Source organism: Mycobacterium sp. 1482292.6 (assembly GCF_001672995.1).
In the GTDB taxonomy this organism is placed as follows: domain Bacteria; phylum Actinomycetota; class Actinomycetes; order Mycobacteriales; family Mycobacteriaceae; genus Mycobacterium; species Mycobacterium europaeum_A.
In genome coordinates this window covers 1-16,094 of record NZ_LZKV01000109.1, presented here as the reverse complement: position 1 = coordinate 16,094, position 16,094 = coordinate 1, and the positions used below count along the sequence as shown (strand labels likewise).

13 protein-coding genes and 1 riboswitch are annotated in these 16,094 nt (G+C 66.9%); of the genes, 10 read left to right on the top strand and 3 right to left on the bottom strand.

Features of this window, described 5'->3' with window-relative positions; genetic code table 11:
* The first annotated feature begins 20 nt into the window (after positions 1–20).
* The 7 genes from A5624_RS11440 (at position 21) to A5624_RS11410 (ending at position 7,024) form a co-directional block, all read left to right on the top strand.
* Positions 21–995, top strand: a complete 975-nt coding sequence (locus A5624_RS11440) for an SDR family NAD(P)-dependent oxidoreductase (protein ID WP_066866180.1) — start codon at positions 21–23, stop codon at positions 993–995.
* Positions 996–1,081: 86 nt separating this feature from the next.
* On the top strand, positions 1,082–2,230 hold the full coding sequence (locus A5624_RS11435) for an acyl-CoA dehydrogenase family protein (RefSeq protein ID WP_066866153.1): 1,149 nt from the start codon (positions 1,082–1,084) through the stop codon (positions 2,228–2,230).
* Positions 2,227–3,342 carry an acyl-CoA dehydrogenase family protein gene (locus A5624_RS11430; protein ID WP_066866151.1) on the top strand — a complete coding sequence of 372 codons (1,116 nt, stop codon included), beginning with the start codon at positions 2,227–2,229 and terminating at the stop codon, positions 3,340–3,342. Before A5624_RS11435 ends, A5624_RS11430 begins: the two co-directional genes overlap by 4 nt.
* Positions 3,342–3,989, top strand: a complete 648-nt coding sequence (locus tag A5624_RS11425) for a nitroreductase family protein (RefSeq protein ID WP_066866149.1) — start codon at positions 3,342–3,344, stop codon at positions 3,987–3,989. Before A5624_RS11430 ends, A5624_RS11425 begins: the two co-directional genes overlap by 1 nt.
* A gap of 138 nt (positions 3,990–4,127) precedes the next feature.
* Entirely contained in the window at positions 4,128–5,408 is a 1,281-nt protein-coding gene (locus A5624_RS11420) for a TetR/AcrR family transcriptional regulator (protein ID WP_066866178.1), read from the top strand.
* A 97-nt stretch (positions 5,409–5,505) separates the two neighbouring features.
* The gene (locus A5624_RS11415) at positions 5,506–6,348 is read left to right on the top strand and encodes an SDR family oxidoreductase (protein WP_066866147.1); all 843 of its coding nucleotides are present in this window, start codon (positions 5,506–5,508) and stop codon (positions 6,346–6,348) included.
* Between the two features lie 22 nt (positions 6,349–6,370).
* On the top strand, positions 6,371–7,024 hold the full coding sequence (locus A5624_RS11410) for an SDR family oxidoreductase (protein ID WP_066866145.1): 654 nt from the start codon (positions 6,371–6,373) through the stop codon (positions 7,022–7,024).
* A 2-nt stretch (positions 7,025–7,026) separates the two neighbouring features.
* Here the strand turns inward: A5624_RS11410 and A5624_RS11405 are convergent, their stop codons facing one another.
* Both A5624_RS11405 and A5624_RS11400 read right to left on the bottom strand, forming a co-directional pair.
* Positions 7,027–8,211: an FAD-dependent monooxygenase gene (locus A5624_RS11405; protein ID WP_197518946.1), complete on the bottom strand. Its 1,185-nt coding sequence runs from the start codon at positions 8,209–8,211 to the stop codon at positions 7,027–7,029.
* Positions 8,204–8,602, bottom strand: coding sequence for a GbsR/MarR family transcriptional regulator (locus A5624_RS11400; protein WP_197498037.1), 399 nt, complete (start codon positions 8,600–8,602; stop codon positions 8,204–8,206). Before A5624_RS11400 ends, A5624_RS11405 begins: the two co-directional genes overlap by 8 nt.
* Before the next feature lie 232 nt (positions 8,603–8,834).
* Positions 8,835–9,037, top strand: a riboswitch (cobalamin riboswitch).
* Between the two features lie 136 nt (positions 9,038–9,173).
* On the opposite strand from A5624_RS11400, the gene metE reads away from it, so the two are divergent.
* A complete protein-coding gene (metE, locus tag A5624_RS11395) occupies positions 9,174–11,444 on the top strand; it encodes a 5-methyltetrahydropteroyltriglutamate--homocysteine S-methyltransferase (protein WP_066866139.1) in 2,271 nt (756 codons plus the stop codon).
* Positions 11,445–11,539: 95 nt separating this feature from the next.
* Here metE and A5624_RS11390 read toward each other — a convergent pair whose 3' ends face one another.
* Positions 11,540–13,264: a DUF3556 domain-containing protein gene (locus A5624_RS11390; RefSeq protein WP_066866137.1), complete on the bottom strand. Its 1,725-nt coding sequence runs from the start codon at positions 13,262–13,264 to the stop codon at positions 11,540–11,542.
* Between the two features lie 169 nt (positions 13,265–13,433).
* On the opposite strand from A5624_RS11390, the gene A5624_RS11385 reads away from it, so the two are divergent.
* Both A5624_RS11385 and A5624_RS11380 read left to right on the top strand, forming a co-directional pair.
* Entirely contained in the window at positions 13,434–14,798 is a 1,365-nt protein-coding gene (locus A5624_RS11385; protein ID WP_066866175.1) for an FAD-dependent oxidoreductase, read from the top strand.
* A gap of 101 nt (positions 14,799–14,899) precedes the next feature.
* Positions 14,900–16,075 carry a 13E12 repeat family protein gene (locus A5624_RS11380; RefSeq protein ID WP_082990540.1) on the top strand — a complete coding sequence of 392 codons (1,176 nt, stop codon included), beginning with the start codon at positions 14,900–14,902 and terminating at the stop codon, positions 16,073–16,075.
* The last annotated feature ends 19 nt before the right edge of the window (positions 16,076–16,094 follow it).

The following is a 16,094-nucleotide window of genomic DNA, read 5'->3' as shown; positions in this document are numbered from 1 at the left end:
CAATGAATCAGGAGCACACGATGATTGAGTTCACCGGCCAGGTGGCGGTGGTGACCGGGGCCGGTCGGGGACTCGGTCGCCTGTACGCGCTGGACCTGGCCCGCCGGGGTGCGGCGGTGGTGGTCAACGACCTCGGCGGCTCCATGCGCGGCGACGGTTCCGACTCCCGCGTCGCCGACGAGGTGGTCGACGAGATCACCCGGGCCGGTGGCACCGCGCTCGCCTCGTACGACTCCGTGGACAATCCGGCCGGCGGGCAGGCGATCGTCGACGCCGCCGTCGATGGGTTCGGGCGCCTGGACGCCGTGGTCAGCAACGCCGGCATTTTCGGCAGCGTGGCGTTCGAGGACCTCTCGCACGACGACTGGACGCGGATGTTGCGCGTGCATCTCGACGGCGGCTTTCATCTGGCCCAGCCGGCGTATCGGGCGATGAAGAACAGCGGGGGCGGACGCTTCGTGTTCATCTCGTCATCCGCCGGGATCTTCGGCCAACCGATGGAGGCCCACTACGCGGCGGCCAAGGCCGGGTTGGTCGGGCTGACCAACGTCATCGCCATCGAGGGCGAAGCGCACGGCATACTCGCCAATTCCGTTATGCCTACCGGCTTTTCGCGGATGGTCACCGAGACCGTCGGCGACGAGAAGTTCCTCGCCGAATCCGGCTTCATGCAAGCCATCCGGCCCGAGCTCGTGGTACCGCTGGTGACGTTTCTGGCCAGCACCGCCTGCACCTTCACCCACCGCAACTACTCCGCGGCCGCCGGCCGCTACGCGCGGGTGTTCGTCGGCCTCACCGAGGGCTGGCTCGCCGAGGCCGACAGCCGTCCCACCGCCGAGGACATCGCGGCCCATCTCGAGCAGATCTCCTCGACGGAGAAGTTCATCGTGCCCGCGTCGATCGTCGACGAGGTGCTGGAAGTGTGTGAGCGACGCGGCGTCAGCCCGATGCCGGGTAACGCCGAGGTGGCCTTCCCCGAACCCCGAGGGAGTTGATTGACCAACTATCTGCTCGACCGTAGAGTCCGGCTTGGCCACAAGGTTTTCCGACGCCGAAGACGACGCTAGAGACAAAGAGAAACGTGGACTTTTCCTACCCGCCGGACGTGGAGCGATTCCGCGGCGAGCTGCGTGACTGGCTGGCGCAGAACCTGACCGACGAGTTGGTGGCGGCCCGCCGGCCCACCGGCCGCGACGACGCCGCATTCGAGATGCTGCGCGGCTGGAATGCGACGATGGCCGACGCGGGATGGGCCGCCGTGTCCTGGCCACCCGAATACGGCGGGCGCGGCGCGACGGTGCTCGAGCAGCTGGTCTACACCGAAGAGACCACGCGCGCGCGAGCTCCTATGCCGCTCAACGTGATTGGACTCAACAACATCGCCCCGGCCATCATGCAGTACGGCACCGAGGCCCAGAAACGCACGCTGCTCCCCCGCATGATGCGCGCCGACGACATCTGGTGCCAGGGAATGTCGGAGCCGGAGGCGGGCTCCGACCTCGCGGCGCTGCGCACCCGCGCCGCGCGAGACGGTGACGACTTCGTCGTCAACGGTCAGAAGATCTGGACCTCGCTGGGACATCGGGCCGACTGGTGTCAGCTCTACGTGCGCACCGACCCCGAGGCGCCCAAACACAAGGGGATCTCCTGCCTGATCGTCGACATGACGCTGCCGGGCATCGAGGTCCGCCCGCTGGTCACGCTCAATGGTGACGCCGACTTCGCCGAGGTCTTCTTTCACGACGTGCGGGTGCCGGCGGACGCGTTGCTCGGTCCGCTCAACGCGGGCTGGCAGGTGGCCACCACCACGCTCAGCCACGAGCGCGCCGGCGCCGCCAGGCTGTACGCGGAGATGCAGGTGCGGCTCGAAGAGCTGGTCAATGATCTCGGCGCGGCCGGCAGCGACGCGCTGGACGATCCGGTGACGTTGCGGCGGCTCGGCGAAATCGCGCTTCGCATCAAGTATCTCGAAGTCCTGTGCCAGCGGTCGATCTCGGCGTCGTTGCATGGGGGTGACGCGTTCGGGTCGGCGAGCCTCGCCAAGACGGTGTGGGGCGAGATCGGCCAGGACCTGGCCGCATTGGCCTTCGACGTGCTGGGTACCAGCGGCGCCGGCGCGCCGTGGGCGAACTACCGGCTGACGTCGCGGTCGCTGACCATCGCGGGCGGCACCACGCAGATCAACAAGAACATCACCGCGCAGCGGGTGCTGGGGTTGCCGCGCAAATGAACCTCGAACTCACCGACGAGCAGGTGGCACTGCGCGACACCACGCGGCGCTTCCTCGCCGAGAAGGCTCCGATCGCCCAACACGTGCGGGCGCTGCTCGACGATCCGACCGGAACCGACGAGGCGGTGTGGTGCGGTCTCGCCGACCTGGGCACCACCGGTCTGCTGGTGCCCGAGGAGTACGGCGGCGCCGGCATGACGATGGTCGAGGCCGGCGTCGTCGCCGAAGAGCTGGGCGCGGCGCTGCACCCGGGACCGTGGCTGTCTGCCGCGGTGGCCGCCCCGCGGGCGCTGACCCGGCTCGGCGCCGCCGAGACCGCACGGGAGTTGTTGCGCGGCATAGCCGACGGCACCACGGTCGCAACGGTCTGCTTTCCGGATTCGGCGACCGTTGCCGCGAGCCGACGCGACGACGCGGTCGTGTTGCACGGCGAGATCGCCGCGGTGCCCGACGCCGTGGCCGCCGATGTCCTACTCGCGGTCGCCGAGAACGGCGACGGCCCTGAGCTTTTCGCCGTGCGGGCCGGCTCGACCGGCTTGTCGTTGGCACCCGAATCCGGCATCGACCCGACCCGCAAGCAGTTTCGCGTCACGTTCGACGCCGCGCCCGCCCAACGGCTGACCGCGACGTCCACCGCCGATCTGGCCGCGGTGATCGACGACGTGCTGATCGCCTCCGCGGCCGACGCGCTGGGCGCCGCGCGCGCCGTCATGGGCCTCGCGGTCGAATACGCGAAAAGCAGAACGCAATTCGGCCAGCCGATCGGCTCCTTCCAGGCCGTCCAACACCTGTGTGTGGACATGTACGAGACCGTCGAGCTGGCCCGCAGCGGCGTGATCCACGCCCTGTGGCTCAGCGACGCCGCCCCGGGAACGGGCGCTGCATCCGGCGAGGAGCGGCATCTCGCCGCGGTGCGGGCCAAGGCGTTCGCCGGGCGACTGGCCACGGTGGCCGACACCGCCATCCAAGTGTTCGGGGGCATCGGCTACACCTGGGAACACGATGCCCACCTGTACCTCAAACGGCTGCTGAGCTGGAGCGCGTTTCGCGGGGGCCCCGACGAGTACCTCACCGAACTCGGTGCGCGCCTTGCCAAGCGAGGCCGGGCCTGATGGACATCGACTACCTGCTCACCGCGACCCCGTCGGCGCGCAAATCGCTCGACCTCGACGCGCCCGTCAACCCCGACGACATCCGCGACTGCCTGCGAATCGCGTTGCAGGCCGCGAACGGGTCGAATGCCCAGTCCTGGCGCTGGCTGGTGATCTCGGATCCGGAGCTGCGCACCGAGATCGCCCGGTTGTATCGCCAGGCCTACCTGCTGCGGGTCGGTGGGCAGATGCTCGCCGAGCTGATGCCCGCGGGCACGCCCGAGAGCCGGGTCATGTCCTCTACGGAGTGGCTCGTCGAGCACATGGCCCGCGTGCCGTTGCTGGTAATCCCTTGCTATGAACCGTATTTGCCTCGGATCGAGGGCGATGAATCCTTTCATCTCGCCACGCTGTACGGCTCGATCTTTCCGCCGGTGTGGAATTTCCAGTTGGCCTTGCACACCCGGGGGTACGGGACGTGCATCACCACCCTGCATCTGCATCACGAGGAGGAGATCCGCAACCTACTCGGGATTCCGCCGACCTACGTTCAGGGCTGTCTGCTACCGGTCGGCCGGCTGCGCGCGGGACGCACCTTCTCGCCCGCGCGGCGGCGGCCGCTCGAGGAAGTGGTCGCGTGCGACCGCTGGGACGGCCCCCCGCTCTAGAATGGGGCTTTCACGCCTTTGTGCAGCGCATTCACCGCGCGCAGTCTGATAGCCTCTAACAAAGATTTGGTTCGGCAAGAGAGGACGAATGCGAATGCTCGCCGACCCGCAGTCGTCCAGATGCGCACACCGCTGACCATGGCCAAGGCCGAGTCACTGCGCGCCGGCGGCACAGCCGAATCCCCGACCCGCCGCGCCGAAATCCTCGCCACCGCGGCGTCATTGATCGCATCCTCGGGTCTGCGGACGTCGCTGCAGGAGATCGCCGACGCGGCAGGCATCCTTCCCGGCAGCCTGTATCACCATTTCGAGTCCAAAGAGGCCATCCTCGTCGAGTTGATCCGCCGCTATCAGGACGATCTGGACCGCATCGGGCGGGCCGCACAGGCGAGATTGGACGAACCCGACGCCCGTCCGGTCGAAGAACAGATCATCGAACTCGGGTCGGCGATCGCCGACTGCGCCGTAGAGCACCGCGCGGCCCTGCAGATGTCGTTCTACGAAGGGCCGAGCACGGATCCGGAGCTGATCAAGCTGACCCAGCAACGGCCCACGGCGATCCAGGAGGCGATGCTGCAGACGCTGCGCGCCGGCCGGTGGAGCGGCTACATCAAACCCGACATCGACCTTCCCACGTTGGCCGACCGCATCTGCCAGACCATGCTGCAGGTGGGCCTCGATGTCATGCGCCACAAGTCCGCCGCCGACCAGGTGGCCCAATTGCTGTGCCGAATCATCCTGCAGGGCTTGGCAACTCGGCCGCCGACTGACGCGGCACTGGATCGCTCGAAAGCGTTCACCGCCGCCGATGACGTCATCGCCACCTGGTCCGACGACAGCGATGCCGACCCGAGCGACAAGGCGGCGGCGGTGCGGGCCGTGGCACGCGCCGAATTCGGCCGCAGAGGATATGAGGTCACCACCATCCGGGACATCGCCTCGGCGGCGGGCCTGGGCACCGGAACGGTGTATCGGGTGATCGGATCCAAGGACGAACTGCTCGCGTCGATCATGGAATCCTTTGGCAGGAAGGTCGAGGCGGGCTGGGTCAGCGTCCTGCGCTCGGATGCCACACCGATCGAAAAGCTGGACGCGCTGAGTTGGGTCAACGTCAACGCGCTCGATCGGTTCTCCGACGAGTTCAGGATTCAGCTGGCCTGGATGCGCCAATCGCCGCCGGACACGCCGAATCCGGGTTGGCTCTACGCCACGCGGCTGCGACAGATGAAAACGCTGCTTACCGAGGGGATCCGCTCGGGAGAGATCGCAATCGACGCCCCGTCCACCGCGATACTGGCCCGCTGCCTCATCGGCCTGCAATGGATACCGGAGAACATCCTCGCCGAGATCGGCACGCGCGCGGCCTTGGTGCACGCGCGCGACACCGTGCTGCGCGGCGTCGCGGTCCGCGGCAAGTAACGCTCGAGTAACCCGCCCCGGTATTGAACCAAATAACTGTTACCCATACAGTTGAGCAGTTAGAACCGCGTTGGCATTATCCGAGAAGGGGATTTCCATGACCATTGTCGATCGGTTGCGCTACGACGGCAAGCGCGCTCTCGTCGTCGGTGGCGCGACTGGCATGGGCGCCGCGGCGGCCAAGTCAGCGGCCGAGCTGGGCGCTGAAGTGATCGTGATGGACTACGCGCCGGTGAATTACGACGTCGCCAAGTCCATCCAGGTCGACCTGCGCGACACCGGGTCGATCGACGCCGCGCTCGAGCAGCTGGACGGCCCCGTCCACGCCGTGTTCTCGGCCGCCGGCATCGCCGACGGGACCACCGACCTGATGGCGATCAACTTCCTCGGTCACCGGCACCTGATCGAGCGGTTGCTCGAGCGCAACCAGCTCCCCTCCGGCTCGGCGATCTGCTTCATCTCCTCGGTCGCCGGCATGGGCTGGGAGAACGACCTGGACCTGCTGAACGAGTTCCTGGCCACCCCGGACTTCGCGTCGGCCCAGGAATGGGTCAAGGCGCACGAAGCCGAGGGCATCATTCACTACGGCTTCTCCAAGAAGGTCGTCAACGCCTACGTCGCCACCCAGGGCTATCCGCTGCTGAAGAAGGGCATTCGGATCAACGCGATCTGCCCGGGCCCCACCGACACCCCCCTGGCCCAGTCCAACGCCGACCTGTGGCTGACCTTCGCCCAGGACTACCGCGAGGAGACCGGCTCCAAGGTGCACACCCCGGAGCAGATGGGCGACGTGATGGCGTTCCTCAACAGCGCCGCCGCGTTCGGCATCAACGGAATCACGCTGCTGGTGGACTACGGCCACACGATGGCCTCGGTCACCAACGCCTACCCGCCGGGCAAGCCGATCATCGACATCATCATGGGCAAGGTGAAGCTCTAAGGAGCGCGCTACCGTCGGAGGGATGGCACGCATCATCGTCTTCGGCGGGCACGGCAAGGTCGCGCTGCAGCTGGCTCGTAACCTGACCCAGCGCGGCGACCAGGTGAGCTCGGTCTTCCGCAATCCCGACCAATCCGACGACGTCACTGCCACCGGCGCCGAACCGGTGGTGGCCGACATCGAACGGCTCGACACCGGCGCGCTGGCCGACCTGGTGGCCGGGCACGACGCGGTCGTCTTCTCCGCAGGGGCGGGCGGCGGCGATCCGGCGCGGACCTACGCCGTCGATCGTGACGCGGCGATCCGAGTGATCGACGCCGCCGGACAAGCGGGAGTCAAGCGGTTCGTAATGGTGTCCTATTTCGGCGCCGGGCCCGACCACGGTGTGTCCCAGGACAATTCGTTCTTCCCCTATGCCGAGGCCAAGGCCGCCGCCGACGCCCACCTGCGCGATAGCGACCTGGACTGGACGGTGCTGGGGCCGGGGCGACTCACGCTGGAACCCGCCACCGGCAAGATCGTCCTCGGGCGCGGCACGGGCGAGGTGTCGCGCGCCGACGTCGCGCTCGTCGCGGCCGCCGCGCTGGCCGACGATTCGACCATCCGGCGGACTATCGAATTCAACAACGGCGACGACGCAACTGCGCTCCCGATCGCGCAGGCGTTGGCGGGCTGACGCTAGTGATGCGACGGCGCCGCGTTTGCGGGCGCAGTCCAGGACCATAGGCCGGCGGTTTTGCGCCGCCCGATCCGCGCGCCCGCCAACTTTGTCAAACGCGTCATCAGCCAGTAGGCCAGCTTTGAGGTAGACAGGCTGATCCTGGGATCCGAGCGCGCCATTTTCACCACCGCTTGGGTGCGGGGTCTCCGGACCCGGTCGTACTCGGTCAGAGCGGCCGGCACTTCTGGGGCGTCGGTCAGGATGGCGGCCAGGACGGCCGCATCTTCGAATGCCTGGCAGGCGCCCTGTGCAAGAAATGGAGTCATGGCATGAGCAGCGTCGCCGAGCAGCACCACCCTGCGGTCAACGTAGGACGGCAGGGGGTCCAAATCGTAGATGTCGTGACAGAGCACGGAGGTTGGTGCAGTGGCATCCAGCAACTGCGGGATCGGTGCGTGCCAACCCTGGGTGCGGCGACGCACCTCGGCCAGAGCATCGTCGTATCGCTGCCCGGGGCGTGGTTGGCGGACGGCCAGAAACCAGAACACGCGCTGGCCGGTCAGTGGGTGCGCACCGAACCGGGCTCCACGGCCCCAAGTCTGAAAGCCCTCGACCGGCCACACTGATTCCGGCTGAGTTACGCCCCGCCAACATAAAATCCTTTGATATGCAGGGGTTTTCGCACTTGGCCAGACGGATCGTCGTATCGCGCTGTCGATACCGTCGGCTCCTACCACCAGCGCTGCGTTGATCTCTTGTTGTCCACCCTCGGTGTGATAGCTGACTGTGACTGATTCATCGAACTGGCGCACCCCGGTGACCCGAGCGTCGGTGCGTACACAATCGGCCGGTAGCTGGGTCGCCAGCATGTGCTGCAGTTCCGCCCGGTGGTTGGCCAGTACCGTGTCGTCGTGGTCTGCGCGAAAGCGCATCAGGTATTCGCCGCTCGGCGTCAACAGCGTGCCGGCGGCTTCGCTTGAGAAGGAGATGGCGCGGAATTCCTTACCCAGGCCGAGGTAGTCGATCGCTCGGATCGCGTTTTGTGCGAATGACCAGCCCGCCCCGGCTTCCCGCATTTCGGGCGCTTGCTCCAGCACGGTGACCGACCATCCGCAGCGGCGCAATCCGATAGCGGTCGCAAGCCCGCCGATTCCAGCGCCGGCGACGACGGCCGAACGAGCGATGCCTGTGCCGTTAGTCATTGGTCCGCCCCTTGAGAGAAGGAGGAGGGGATTGGCTGAATTGCTTGGCCATCCAGTCGTAGACGTCATGAGCGACCCGCAAGCGTTGGGCGCGGGCACTGCCGAAACCGGCTAGATCCATGCCGTCGGCGGCAATATCGCGAAAGGCCAACAAGCTGGCCACCCGTCGGCGTACCACGGTCTCCCAGGCATCGTCGTCGACTCGGTAATAGTGCGTGCGCTCGCCTGGCCGGCTCCGCCGCCGGACCAACTTTGCGTCGGTGAGAAGCCGGATATTGGTGGTAAGCGAAGCCCGGCTCGCTCCGATAGCCTCGGCGATCTGCCCTGCAGATTGCTCGGGCGGATCGCAGATCATCAGCCAACCGAGCACCCTCCCCGCGATCGGCGGCACCCCGTACTCCTCGGCGCAAAACATCGCTACCCGCTCGACCCATTCGAGTAAGTGCGGCTGATCACCATCTCGCCTACGTCCCACAAGACCGCCTTTCACTTATTACGGTAATTTCACAATATGCTGAAATAGGTAGCTATAACAAGCCCCGGGATCTCCGCTGGGCCGGCCATGCAGCGGGGTAAGCTGCACTACGCAGCTGGTCTGCCTGTGCCGCAACCGCGGTGCCGGCATCGAGCGAAGCAACGTTAGTAGCGCTTCGTGAGAGGGAACCCGGTGAGAATCCGGGACTGTCCCGCAACGGTATGCAGGAACGACCGCCGTCAGAGTTTTTGGCAAGCACTGGTCGAAAGACTGGGAAGCGACGGCCATTAGGAGCACCACCTGAGTGCGCGCCTGCGAGTCCGGAGACCTGCCGGCTGTGCCGGGCGCGCCGCGTCCGGCGGCTCATCGCCTCGAGGAATGGGCGTCAGGCTGCAGCCGTTGCGGTTGGTACCCGGGTACGCACCGCTAACGGATCGGCTGCACGTCCGCCGGCGGTGACCACCACGTCGAATGAAGGACGAATATCGTGACCCCTCAAGCATTCACCGCCACGGTTGTCGGCTCGCCGCGCATCGGCCCGAAACGCGAACTCAAGCGCGCAACCGAGGGCTATTGGGCCGGGCGCACCAGCCGCGCCGACCTGGAGAAGGTCGCCGCCAGCCTGCGCCGCGACACCTGGCAACACCTGGCCGACGCCGGGCTGGACTCGGTGCCGGTCAACACCTTCTCCTATTACGACCAGGTGCTCGACACCGCGGTGATGCTGGGCGCGTTGCCGGCCCGGGCCGCACAGGTTGCCGACGATTTGGATCGCTACTTCGCCGCGGCACGCGGCAACCAAGACGTCGCGCCGCTGGAGATGACCAAGTGGTTCGACACCAACTACCACTACATCGTTCCCGAGATCGGGCCCTCGACCACGTTCTCGCTGAACCCCGACAAGGTGCTTTCGGAGCTGAAAGAGGCCCTGGGACAGAACATTCCGGCCCGCCCGGTGGTCGTCGGCCCGATCACGTTCCTGCTGCTGAGCAAGGCGGTCGACGGCGGCGGCGCCCCCGTCGAGCGCCTGCAGGAACTGGTGCCGATCTACTCCGAACTGCTGTCACTGCTGGCCGACAACGGTGCGCAGTGGGTGCAGCTCGACGAGCCGGCGCTGGTCACCGACATCTCCCCCGACGCGCCTGCGTTGGCCGAGGCCGTCTACAACGCGCTGGGCAAGGCGAGTAACCGTCCCGCCATCTACGTCGCCACCTACTTCGGCGACCCGGGTGATTCGTTGGGGGCGCTGGCCCGCACGCCCGTCGAGGCGATCGGCGTCGACCTGGTCTACGGCGCCGACACCGCGGTCGCGGCGGTGCCCGAGCTCGCGAACAAGACGCTGGTCGCCGGTGTGGTGGACGGACGCAACATCTGGCGGACCGATCTGGAAGCGGCGCTGGGCAAGCTGACGACGCTTGTGAATTCCGCGGGGCACGTGGCGGTTTCGACGTCCTGTTCGACGTTGCACGTGCCGTACTCGCTGGAGCCGGAGACCGGGCTGGACGACGCGCTGCATAGCTGGCTTGCGTTCGGGCAGGAGAAGGTCGTCGAGGTGGTGACGCTGGCCCGCGCCCTGCATGAGGGCCGCGACGCGGTCACCGACGAGATCGCGGCCTCCAACGCGGCCGTGGCGTCCCGCAAGAGTGACCCGCGCCTGCACAACGACGATCTAAGGTCGCGCATCGACTCGATCGTCGCGTCGGGTACGCACCGGGGTGACGCGGCGCAGCGCCGGGCCAGCCAGGAGGAGCGCCTGCACCTGCCGCCGCTGCCGACCACGACGATCGGGTCGTTCCCGCAAACCGTCGCGATCCGCAAGGCGCGCGCCGCGCTGGTCGCCGGCGAGATCGACGAGACCGAGTACCGGAGGCGGATGAAGCAGGAGATCGCCGACGTCATCAAGTTGCAGGAAAGCCTCGGGATCGACGTGCTGGTGCACGGCGAGCCGGAGCGCAACGACATGGTGCAGTACTTCGCCGAGCAGCTGGACGGCTTCTTCGCGACCAAGAACGGGTGGGTGCAGTCCTACGGCAGCCGCTGCGTGCGCCCGCCGGTGCTCTTCGGCGACGTCATTCGCCGGCATCCGATGACGGTGGAATGGGCGAAATACGCTCAGTCGCTGACCGATAAGCCGGTCAAGGGCATGCTGACGGGGCCCGTGACGATTTTGGCGTGGTCGTTCGTCCGCGACGACCAGCCGCTGGCCGACACGGCCAACCAGGTAGCGCTGGCCATTCGCGACGAGACGGTGGACCTGCAGGCGGCGGGCATCGCGATCATTCAGGTCGACGAGCCGGCGCTGCGGGAGCTGCTGCCGCTGCGTCGCGCCGACCAGGACGAGTACTTGCGTTGGGCCGTAGGGTCCTTCCGCCTGGCCACCTCCGGCGTCGCGGACTCCACCCAGATCCATACCCACCTGTGCTACTCGGAATTCGGTGAGGTGATCGGGGCCATCGCCGACCTGGACGCCGACGTGACGTCCCTCGAGGCGGCACGCTCGCACATGGAGGTGCTCGACGATTTGAACTCGATCGGCTTCTCCAACAGCGTGGGTCCGGGCGTGTACGACATCCATTCACCGCGGGTGCCGAGCACCGGCGAGATGGCCGAGTCGCTGCGCGCGGCGCTGCGGGCCGTGCCGGCCGAGCGGCTGTGGGTCAACCCGGACTGCGGGCTGAAGACCCGCAACCCCGAGGAGGTGACCGCGTCGCTGCGCAACATGGTCGCCGCGGCGCAGGAGGTGCGGGCGAGCGCATAGGTCATCCCGAGCGTGAGCCCACTGCGATTTCCGACGGGATATTTCGCAGTGGGCTTACGCTCGCGGGCGGACGCCGGCCGGACCTACGCGGGCGGCTACTCCGAAACCACCTGCACCGGAACGTCGTCGGCCCACGGTTGGCGGACGACCATGTCGGCGACCCGGACGATGCCGCGCTCGAATTCACCGGTCGCGGCGTCGACCAACCGGTACGCCTGCGTCTGCTTGTGAATCGGTTGCGCATCAAGCAGAACCACGCGGACCTCGCCGGGCTCGAAGTGGCAGCGCTCCTGCAGGGCGGCGATCAGTTGCTCGTTGTGCATGTGGCCGTCGCCGAAGTTCCAGCCGATCGCGGTGCTGCAGATCCGCTCGCCGTCGGTGATGACGTAGTCGTCCTCGTTCTGGCCGGCCATGGCCCGGTGCGCCAGGGTGAACAGCGCCCGGCCGTGAGTGTTGAACCCGCGGAACGCATATCCCATATAGATCGGGATCTGTGCCGCCTCGGGGCTGCCGTAGAACCGCTCCAACTGGGCCTGCGGCATGCTGGCGATCGCCACGATGCCCCGGCCGATCTTGTCGCTGGCCGAGGGTTTGATGCACCACAGTGTGGTGTCCCAGTTGCCGGCGTAGTAACGCATTCCGGGCAGGAACGAGATCTTGCGCGGGAACATGTTGCCCAACAAGACGATTCCCGCGATGACCACGAAGAGCACCGCGACCACCACCGGGTGTTTCAGCTCGCGCAGCCCGATGTGGGTGTGCGCGACGAACAACGACAGCACGCCGAAGATCATGAAGACGTTCCACTCCAGCGGCACGCCCATCGGGATCGACACGAGGATTCCCAAGTGGAAGCACACCATCACGATGGCGGCGATGGTGACCGGCCAGCCGCCGTGACAGAAGAAGAGCGGTAACGGCACCAGCATCTCGATGGCGGTGCTCAGGTGTGCCAGCCAGCGTGACAGGCGGCCAGGCCGCAGATCGTCCGGGAAGTGTTCGAAGAAGCGCCGTTTCAGCCAGCGGGGCCGCACCAGCGGGTTGTTCGACATCATCGTGGAGATCACGAACGGAAAGTGTTTGTTGAGTTTGGATGTCGCGGCCCCGATCCAGATCACCAGGAAAACCACCTTGGAGCCGACGATCATGTCGGGCGCGCCGAACAGGAACGTCACCGCCATGGTTGCGTACACCTCACCGCGGGCGGCCAGGAAGATCACCTTGTCGCGCAGACCAACCACCGCCAGCAGCAACAGGATCAACACGATCTTCCAGGCGGGCAGCAGTCCGATCGTGGTGCCCAGCTCGGGCATCGGCCCGGTGCCGTCGGCGAACAGCGCCGCGAACGTGAACAACAGGAACAGCGCGTAGAGCGCGACGTCGACCGGCTTGCGCTTGGTACCACTGGTGAGCGGGACCCGATCCGGCCACGGTGGCAGCCGGATGGTGCCGAACCGCATCCAGTACAGAATCGAGCCCATCGGCGGGAAGAACCGGTTGTTCAACGGCCCGAAGCCGCATCCCAGCCCGATCACCTCGAACAGCATCGTGTAGAGCACGACCTTCTCGAACACGATCGGCTCCGACCACCACGACGCGACGTGTGTGATACCGCCGAGACCGTTGGTGGCCGACGCGAACAGCCACGCGCCCAGGATGTAGAGCAGGATCTTGACGACATAAAACAGATGGAGCACCACCGGCGTGCCGAAACCCACCTCGGCCCAGTGCTTGGCCATCGGCCGGATCTTCTCGCTACGGGTGCCCTTGTTCCATTCGGCCATGTCGAGCTGCGGCAGCTCGGGCTTCAGAAATCCCATGGTTCCACAGACTAGAACGTGTTCTAGGCCCGCGTGCTGCAACCTTGGGCCCCGGCGCGGGCGGGTCGCCGCCGGCGCGAACGCAAACGGAAATCTGTGTTAACCGGCCACCACCGGCGCCCGGTCAGTGTAGTTTGCTGCTGGGGTGGGCGAGGTTGAGGAGACAACCGTGTCTGAGGTCGATTGTTGCGTGGTCGGAGCGGGATTCGCGGGTTTGACGGCCGCTTTGCGACTCATCCAGGCGGGGCATTCGGTGGCCTTGCTGGAGGCGCGTGATCGGGTCGGTGGCCGGACCTTCACCGAGACGCGAACCGACGGCACGTGGATCGATCGCGGCGGCGCGTGGATCGGCCCGGGCCAGGACCGAATCTATGCGCTGATGAACGAGTTCGGTGTGCCGGAGTACAAGCAGCACAACGACGGCGACGCGATGATGATCGTCGGCGGCAAGAAACACCGCTACGGCGGGACCATCCCGTGGACCGTCAGCCCGTGGGCGGTCGCCAACCTCGGGATCGGTCTGGCCACCATCGAGAAGATGTGCAAGGCGATTCCGCGCGAGGCGCCGTGGGAGGCGAAGAAGGCCCAGGAGTGGGACCGCATCAGCATCGGGCAATGGATCGAGAAGAACTCCATGTCCTCCGAGGCCGCGGAGATGCTGGACATGGCCTTCGCCGGCCTCTACACCTCGGCGGCGTCTGAGACGTCGCTGCTGTGGGGCCTGCTGCAGACGGCGTCGGCGGGTGGGCTCACGTTCGCGATTTCGGGCAAGGGTGGCTCCCAGGACGCGCGCCCGGTCGGTGGGATGGGCGCGCTGCACCGCCCGATGGTGGCCGCGCTGGGCGACGCGCTGCACCTGTCGCAGCCGGTGCGCCAAATCGCCCAGGACGCCGACGGTGTGACGGTCAGCGCGGCCGATCTGACGGTGCGGGCGCGCCGAGTCATCGTCGCGATCCCACTGGCCATCGCCACCTCGATCCACTACGAACCGATGCTCCCGGTGGACCGGGCATTTCTGCACCAGCGACTGCCGAGCGGCGCGGTCATCAAGACTTCGCTCATCTACGACGAACCGTTCTGGCGTGCCGACGGACTCTCCGGCCAGACCGCCGCGCCGGGGTCTCCCGCCACCCTGACCATCGACGCCTGCACGGACACCGCGGATCCGGGCATCATGTGCGTCATCACCGAGGGGCGCGCGGCGCGCCGCCTCACGCAACTCGACGAGGCCGAGCGCAGGGCCCTGGTCATCGGCGAACTCGTCGATCGGTTCGGCGAGAAAGCCAAAGCGCCGCAGGAGTTCCACGAGCAGAACTGGACGGTGGACCGCTATTCCGGTGGCGGGATGATCGGGCACGCCCCCACCGGCGTGCTGACCGAATACGGCTACACCTTGCGCGAGCCCTGCGGCAGGATCCATTGGGCGGGCACCGAAAGCTCGGCGATCATGTGCGGGTGGATCGATGGCGCGATTCGCTCCGGCGAGCGCGCCGCGGCCGAGGTGGCCGAGGCCGAGATCGCGGCGGTCGCGTAGCCCGAATCAGCGGGGCAGCGCGCCCAAATCACTTGTGCCTCTTTTGTTTCAGTGGTTTCAGGGGAGCGCTTTTTGTCGGTGGCCCGTTCTAGCATTCGAACATGAGTTCGATAGATGACCGGGAGCAGATTCAGGCCGACGCTGACGCGTTGTGCGCTGCGGCCGCTCGTTTTCACCAGCATTCCTATGCGGCGCTGACCAACCCCGAACGCCTGGCACTGTTGGAAAAGCTCGAATGCGCAACCCGCAAGCTCCAAACGCCAAGCCACCAACTCATCAACCAGCTTGGCGAGCAAGCAGATCCGGCCGAACTGGGCGGCAAGCTGCCCTGGGCGTTGGCCGACCGGCTGCACATCACCCGGGCCGAGGCCGCACGGCGCATCGCCGAGGCCGCCGATCTAGGCCCGCGCCGCACGCTGACCGGCGAGCCGCTGGCGCCGGTGCTGCCCGCCACCGCCGCGGCCCAGCAAGATGGGGCGATCGGCGCCGACCACGTGGCCGTGATCCGGCGGTTCTTCCACCACCTGCCCGAAGCCGTGGACCTCGACACCTGCGAACACGCCGAAAAGCAACTGGCCGCCACGGCCACCCAATTTCGCCCCGACCAACTCGCCACACTGGCCCGCCGCCTGATGGACTGCCTCAACCCCGACGGCACCTACACCGACGCCGACCGCGCGCGCATGCGCGGACTGGTGCTCGGCAACCAACAAACCGACGGCATGTCGCGCCTGAGCGGATGGCTAACGCCCGAAGCCCGCGCCACCCTCGAGGCGGTACTGGCCAAACTCGCCGCCCCCGGCATGTGCAACCCCGACGACGAGCAGCCGGTCATCGACAGCGCCCCGCCCCAAGACGCGGTGCAACGCGACACCCGCAGCACCGCCCAACGCCACCACGACGGCCTCAACGCCGCCCTACGCGCCCTGCTGGCCAGCGCAAAACTCGGCCAACACAACGGATTACCAGCCTCCATCATCCTCACCACCACACTCGAGGACCTCGAACGCAGCACCGGCACAGCCCTCACCGCCGCCGGCACCCTGCTACCCATGTCCGACGTCATCCGCCTGGCCCGCCACGCCCACCACTATCTCGCCATCTTCGACAAAGGCACATCGCTGGCCCTGTACCACACCAAGCGCCTGGCCTCACCCGGCCAACGAATCGTCCTGCACGCCAAGGACCGTGGATGTTCACATCCGAGTTGCGACGTGCCCGGCTACTACTGCGAAGTCCACAGAGAGAATGGGAGGTCGCTCGCGGCGGTGGTCTGACTCTGAAGTCCATTGACGC